Raw genomic sequence first — 6562 nt, 5'->3', positions numbered from 1 at the left:
AAGGAGCTATAGCTCCTTTGATAGGATCTTTTAAATATATACTTTGCCAATCTTTAAATTCAACTAGAGTGGATTTTTGCCCTGTATAAAAGTTAGGATCTAGGTATTGGGGTTTATAGTCTTTGTAGGGGGAGTTTTTCATAATATGATAAGATTTAAAAACCGCTTTGGAATATTCTTCGGTATAGTTGCCTGTGGGCTTAACATTTTCTTTAAAGAGTATTTTATTGGTATCTTTTTCCACATCTAATGTTAATCCATTAGGTGTATAAATCTCATAAGTTTCACTCATTATCTATCCTTTTCTTAATTTAACCCATATATAAACCATCTTCTATGATTATGGTAGTAGCTAATCTGCCTATGAAATTAGGCGGAGTTTTTGTTTCTGATGCGATATCAGCATTTGCACTTGCTTTGCTAGTGTTATTTTCTCTTTTGCCTATAGCTTTCAAGCTTTCTTCATTTCCATTTATCCCCATATACATAGCCTTAAGATTGTTTTGTCCTATGATATTGAGTTTTTCTAGTAATCTTCTGGTTTTATTTTTATCTTCTATATATCTTCCTGTTTTATCTTTACTTGTATTGTAAATTCCATTAGCAAAATCTTGTAAAATTTGTAAAGCTTCATTGTAAGCATGAATAGGACTATCTTCATCCTTTTTAAAAGCACTAATTTGCTTTTCTTTATTTCTAAACTCTTTAAACAAAGGATGATTACAAGGAAGTTGATATATAGTGCATTTTTTAAGTTCTAAAGATTTTAATTCTTTAAAATAAAAAGTATAATCATCTATAATATATTTTTGTTCTTTTATATCCTCTAAAGCAGTTGCATTTCTTTTCTCATCAATAATCAAATAAGATAAAAGTCTTTTTAAAAGAAATTCTTTATTTTCTTCAAGCTTTTGATCTATTTCATAATGAAAGGAAAAATGAGTGTCAAAAACTCCTGTGCAAAGATCTATGCCATAAAAAATTTTCTTTAAATCAAAGCTAATGAATTTCGAATTGATTGCAAAAGGATAAGTTACAAAATGATCTCTTATAACTGCTAAAGGAGAATCATCTTTGAAGGTGTAAAGCTGATAAACAATGCTTTCATATTGTTCTTGTAGGGCTTTAAAATTTGTTGGAAAGAGATAATTTAAAAAAATACCCACAAATTCTCCAGCCACAATAGAAGCAAGGTCAAGTTTATTTAGCTTAGCATAAGTATAAATAGTATATTTTTGAGTTTGTATATCCATGCTATGCATAAGAGCAATTTTAGATATATTGCTTTCTTGATTAGAGTATATAAATAATTGTTTCATATATTTATCACTCCAATAAATCTTAATTTGTTTTTCATTAAAGTATTCTTTTATCTTTGTGATAAATAGATTTAAACCGGATGTATTTTTTTGTATTATTAAATTGGATTTTATCTCTTGTGCTAAAATCATTTGGATTTTAGTATGAATTAATTCTTTTTCTATTTGCTGCAAGCGTGCTTTTATTATTAAATTAGATTTTATGTGTATATGATATATACTATTCTTTTTTGGAGGTGCAAAAATACCAAGCTGTTCTTTAAAAAATTCTTTAAATCCTTCTTTGTTTATTTTAATACAAGCTTGAATAACATATTCTATTGTTTTTAAAAAATTAAAATCCCACAACATTTGAGCTGTAAAGCTGATAAAAGGACTAGCACTTAATAAAATTTTTAACATCGCATAAGTAAATATTTCAGTTGTTTTTTGTTCTTTTGCCTTATTTAAATATTCTTTTCCATACATCTGTTCCAAAAGCTTTGATAAATCTGATATTTGTTTCTCTATATCCATCCATGCAACAAAAGCTCGTTGCGTTTCTTCGTCTAAATTCATAAATTCTTTAATGCATTTTTGTTCATCTAAATGATACATTTGCTTTAATTTGATTATTTTTTTATCTAATGTATTTGTTGTATCTAAATCTTTTGATAATTCATTAAAAAAATCATCTATAGTTATCGAATTATCATTTTCCACAAAAGAATAATCTTTTTTGTCAAGTATTTTTAATAATTGCGATACAACTTCATATGCTGTAATATTTGTTGGCTCATTATTTACATATATTGGACATTCATCTGTCCATAAAACATAAGTTTCCTCTAAGTATTTTATATATACAAAATTACTGCCTCCATATTTTTTCAAATCTAAATTGATATTTGGAAAAATAAGCTTAGCTTGATACAAGACAAATGAAATGAATAAACATTCCATTAAAGAATAGTTCCCAAATGAAGATTTATCCGATTTTTCAAAAAACTCTTTTTTCAAAAAAGTTAAATATTGATGAGCCATCTTTTTTTCTTTTTCTATGATGGATTCTTTGGCTTCGTTTTGTTTAAAGAATTTTTTGATATAAAAATAAGGAAGCCATTTTTTATCATTTATTTTTTTATTGTAGTCAATATAAGCTAAAATGTTTATTCGTTCGCAATGTCGTAAATTTTCCGTCTTTTTTACTATTTCTATCATTGGCTCATTTTCTGATATTGCTAATTTTTCTTTAGCTGTTTTTGCGAATTCTGGTAGCTTCTGCGGTGTAGCAACAAAATTTGTTAAATATTTATAAACCTTTTGCATATCTTCATAAGCTTTTTTACTATTCTCATAAGCTTCTTTGGATATTTTCACAAAAGGGCTTAATTGTAAAATATAAGGTTCATTTTCATCTTGTGGCATTTCTATGCTATATTCGCTATAATCTCTTGTGCTGTCATAAGTTTTTTTTGAAGTATCAATATTTTTTTTAATTCTTCTGTATTTATCTTGTATATTATAGTTGGCGATTTCTTGAGTTAAACTTTCACTAAGTCCTGCATTGTATTTATTGGGGATATTTGAAATAATCAAATAATTTTTACTCATTTTAGTTGTATTTAAATCTATTTGTGCATTTTGATTTTTTTGTGCGAAAAATTCAGCTAGTTTACTTGAGTTAAAATTTGGACTTTCTATATAGGAAAAATAAATAAATTGTTTAATATCTTCTTGCAAATTCTTTAAAATAGCATTGTTTTTTAAATACAAATTAGATAATTTTTGCGTTGAAATGAAAGCGGGTAAATTTCTCGATTTTGAATCATTGGGTGTATTTTTATATCCCTTGTCTTTTTGTTCTGGGTTTAAAAAGATTTCACTAAAAATATTTTCAATGCTTTTTATTTCTTCGCTTAAAGTGATTTTATAAGCCAAATTCGAAGCGATATTGCTTTCATCACTTCCAAGATATAATCCAAAACCACTTAAATCAATAATTTCTTTTTTATTAATAATTAAAACACAAGATAACAAGCGAGAATTAATATAATGAATAAACATAGCACATCTAGTGGCTAAAAATGCGGCTAAAGTCGTTAAAAGTGTGCCATAATCTCTTTGAGCAAATTCATAATACTCGCTTGCAGAACCCATTAAAGAAAATAAACCAGCAGCCAAAATAGCTAATCCTGTCCCACCTGTAAGAACAGCTACCACTGTGGCTATTGCAACACCCGCTATAGCACTTAGTATGATTTTAATTTTTTCATATTCTTTTTCTTCGGCAAGTTTTTTAATGTGTTCTAACAACTCATTGATAAATTTTTCATAAGTATTTTTTAAAGTGGGACTTATGCTATTTTTGAAAAAATCCGATTCTATGACATTTCCAATCATTTCTAAAACTTTTTTCTTAAAATCATCAAATTTATCACTGCTTATATCATCAGGATCAATGTTTTCGATTAACTCGTCTAAGGTTGTTATATCTTCAGAATCTTTAGCTAGTTCTTTTAAAGTATTGATAAATTCGATACAAAGATTATTTTTATCTGTATGATAAAAAAGATTAAAATCTTTACCTTGTTTCTTGTCTTGAATTTCTTCTTCTAAGTCTTCTAAATAAACTTTAGTGCAAATTTCACTGCTTGATAAATCTTTTAAATTTACATTTTGTCCAGCATCAAGCTCATTAAGGGTATGGATATTTATTTCTATATTATTGTGATTATCACAAGTTTGTTTTAAAATTTCTAGTATTTCCATAGTCAATATTTGATTTTTAGATAGCATTTTTCTTTGATGAAAATCAATATTTTTTAATATAGCGTGTAAAATAGAAAAATTAGGATAAACAAAATCAATCTGTTTAACTTCTTTATTGTTGATTGTTAAATTTTTAATAGTTTGAATTAACTCTGTTTTAGAACTTATAAACATAAAAGATTCCTTATATAAAGCATTATTATATCATTTTTTATTTGCTAATATTTTTTGTCTCTCTATTAATCTCTCCTATCCACCTAAGCACATTGCCCTTATCATCAATCTCAACTTCTAAATCTTTGTATTTGTTGTAAAATTTAGGAGCTAAGATTTCATTAATTAGGATTTTTATAACTTTAAAAACTTCTTGTAATTCTTATTGCATCTTTTTAACTTTTTACATATTCTAGGTATTTGTTGTTGCTTGTTGCCTTTGTTGCGTCTATTTTTCACATAATTTCAGACGATATTCTTGTATAATCTGCTTGTTTTTAGAAATATATAAAAAATTATTAAAAATATTGTATTCATAAATACCATTTTTAAAAACATATCCTTTAAAATTCATATTTACATCACTAATAGACTTACCGTTTAGGACAATATATTTTCCATTATTTTTATTGACACCCACATATACAACTTTATCACAAGTTATATTACCCTCTGGACATAGATTTAAAATTTTTATCCAAAACTTTTCATTTTCATAGGTACATTGCTCTAGTGGAGTAAAATCCTCTTGCGCTAATAAATAAGTACTAAAAAATAAAAACAATAATATATTTTTAAAAATTACCATTTTTCATAACCTCCTTGAATGTAAAGCTTATATTCAGCATTTCTCCTATTAATTAGTCCTTGCATTACTTTATTTTGACTTTTGTTCCACGCCATCCAAGCTTCCTTTAATGTTTTGTAGCCTGTTTTCTCTCCATTGATGATTTTAACAACAGAAGAATTTTTAAAATTATCAATCCCTATATTAAAACATAATATAACCAAGGCATCAAATTCGTTCTGTGCTAAGGAAGAGTTTATTGAATTTTTACAGCATTTTCAAAGGGCAACAAATCGCTTTTAAACAATTTATCCGCTTCTTGTAAAGTAATACCATTTTTATACAAATCCCATTCATTTTGCCCTATAAGATGTCCATATCCAATAGTTGCACCTTTAACATATGAAGTAATTTCTTTTCCATTTTGATCATTATAAGGTTTGAGTCTTAGCTTCTCTATATTTTTTAAAAGATTTTGACCATCATTGCTTAGATGAGTGATTTTTTCTTGAGTATTGTTTTCACTAACCCCATTTACCACCACAAATTTACAAACATAAAACTCTTGTTTTCTATCTTCATCTTCTAAGATTTCATCTAGTCCTTGTGCGATTTGAAGTTTTAAATTTTGCATTTTTGCAGGAGCTAAAAAACTAAAATGATATTCGTTTAATTCTTTATTATCTTCTAAAGCATTTTTGATGATTTTATCATACTCATGTAGCTGTGTAAAATACCCTACTCCTAAATCTTTATTTTCAAATTCCTTATAAGCACTTTTATAAACTTTAGCAATGTTTTTTGGGATAATAAAATAAAGTTTGATTAAATTAGTATCAAAGCTAAGATTTAATTCTTTAAATTCATAATCTTTACTAAAGTCTTGTTTGAATTGATTAAGAATATTTATATCCTCTATATCTTTTAAATCTTTTAAATCTATATTAAATTCATTTAAAGCCTTATCTTGTTCTTTTTTTTCATTATTGATTAAAAGATTATAGATAGGTAAATTATCTTTTTGAAATCTATCACTTTTATAATGAAGTCTTATTATAGGCTCTTTTAACTCTATTTGATTTTTACTTTGTTCTCCTAAGCCCTCTTTAGGATCAAAGCTGTGATCAAATTTAAACTTACTTGGAGTAAAGCTTACTTTTAAAGCAAAGCCTTTATCTGTTTTACAAGCTGAGATGAGTTCTTGTAAGATTGCAAATTCATTATTGACTTTCTTTTGAGATAAGGATCCTTTTACATTAACAACTTTAGTACAAGGAACACTTACACCTGCTATAGTATTAGGACAAGCTACTATACTAGAGTTTAATAAATCACTTTCTAGTATTATAGGAATGTTATTGTCTTTAAAAGTTTTTCCTTTGTTTGATTTAAGTATGACTTTACCTCCATGGATACATTCTAGGTTTTGATTTTCTAAAAGAGCATGAAGTTTAGCTATAGCTTGTTTTTTATCTACTTGTGTGGTTTTTTGTTCTTTTAAAGTGTTTGAAATTAAGTCTTTATACTCTAAGCTTTGTTTGCTTAAACATTCTAATTTAATATTTAAAGAATTTTCTATAATAGAATAATTAAGCAAACAAAGTTCATCATTTTTATAAAAGATGCTAAGTCTTCCTTTGCCACTGCTTTCATCTTTAGGAGAAAAATAATAACTAGGTGTATCTTGTTTTATAGTATTATCTTGATCTAA

Annotated in this window: 2 protein-coding genes and 3 pseudogenes; all 5 read right to left on the bottom strand. The window is 26.3% G+C overall.

What is annotated here, in order from left to right:
* Window positions 1–292 (bottom strand): annotated as a pseudogene (locus tag AJN70_RS09970) (hypothetical protein); the annotation flags it as partial.
* A 19-nt stretch (window positions 293–311) separates the two neighbouring features.
* Window positions 312–4244, bottom strand: coding sequence for a hypothetical protein (locus AJN70_RS09185; RefSeq protein WP_070295736.1), 3933 nt, complete (start codon window positions 4242–4244; stop codon window positions 312–314).
* Between the two features lie 268 nt (window positions 4245–4512).
* Window positions 4513–4872, bottom strand: coding sequence for a hypothetical protein (locus AJN70_RS09180; protein ID WP_002779560.1), 360 nt, complete (start codon window positions 4870–4872; stop codon window positions 4513–4515).
* A pseudogene (locus AJN70_RS10090) lies at window positions 4866–5392 on the bottom strand (lysozyme). Before AJN70_RS10090 ends, AJN70_RS09180 begins: the two are co-directional and overlap by 7 nt.
* Window positions 5393–5425: 33 nt before the next feature.
* A pseudogene (locus AJN70_RS09170) lies at window positions 5426–6448 on the bottom strand (hypothetical protein); the annotation flags it as partial.
* Between the last annotated feature and the right edge of the window lie 114 nt (window positions 6449–6562).

The organism is Campylobacter sp. BCW_4341 (genome assembly GCF_001764255.1).
Classification (GTDB): Bacteria; Campylobacterota; Campylobacteria; order Campylobacterales; family Campylobacteraceae; genus Campylobacter_D; species Campylobacter_D jejuni.
The sequence above is the reverse complement of the archived record's forward strand: the minus strand, read 5'-3'. Positions and strand labels throughout refer to the sequence as shown.